Annotated in this window: 1 protein-coding gene; it reads right to left on the bottom strand. The window is 52.6% G+C overall.

Features of this window, described 5'->3' with window-relative positions:
- Positions 1-34: 34 nt before the first annotated feature.
- Positions 35-705: IS3 family transposase (locus QP934_RS11480; RefSeq protein WP_340419956.1), on the bottom strand; the 671-nt coding region annotated here is incomplete at its 5' end.

The raw sequence follows: 705 nt of genomic DNA on the forward strand, positions 1-705 counted from the left end.
TGAACTGGCCCCTGAAAGTTGGACTGGTTTAATTCTAGGCGGTTAGGGCTTCAAGGGTCTGATTTCGATATTGCATCGGGGTCAGACCCTTGAGTCGTTGTTGGATGCGTTCGGTGTTGTACCACTGGATGTACTCGTCGATGGTCTGGTTGAACTCTGCGACGGTGTCGAAGACTTCTCCGTGGTACATCTCGGTTTTCAAGTGCCCGAAGAAATTCTCCATGACCGCGTTGTCGTAACAGTTGGCTTTACGCGACATCGACTGAACACCACCGTTGTCATGAATCAGGTTGCGCCAGGACGAATGCTGGTACTGGAAACCTTGATCGGTATGCATCATCCACCCAGGCTCAGGCGTACACGTTTTAATCGTCTTAGTTAAAGAATCAGCGGTAAACGCTGTCGACGGCGATGTAGCCACGGTGTGGGCAACGATTGAACGGTCGAATAGATCCATCACCGGTGACAGGTAGACCTTGCGGCCTGCAACCCTGAACTCGGTGACGTCGCTGACAAAGACGGTATTTGGCTTATCTGGGGTGAACTTGCGGTCAAGTGTGTTGTTGGCAATGTGGCTTGTCGTCCCGTTATAAGAAACATAGGGCCTGCGCCGGCGGACCTTGGCTCGAAGCCCCATTTCGCTCATGAGTTTGTAGACGAGCTTGTGGTTGACCACCCACCCCTGGTTGCGCAGGTCAAGTAGCA

Source organism: Corynebacterium sp. MSK122 (genome assembly GCF_030229435.2).
GTDB classification, from domain to species: domain Bacteria; phylum Actinomycetota; class Actinomycetes; order Mycobacteriales; family Mycobacteriaceae; genus Corynebacterium; species Corynebacterium marquesiae.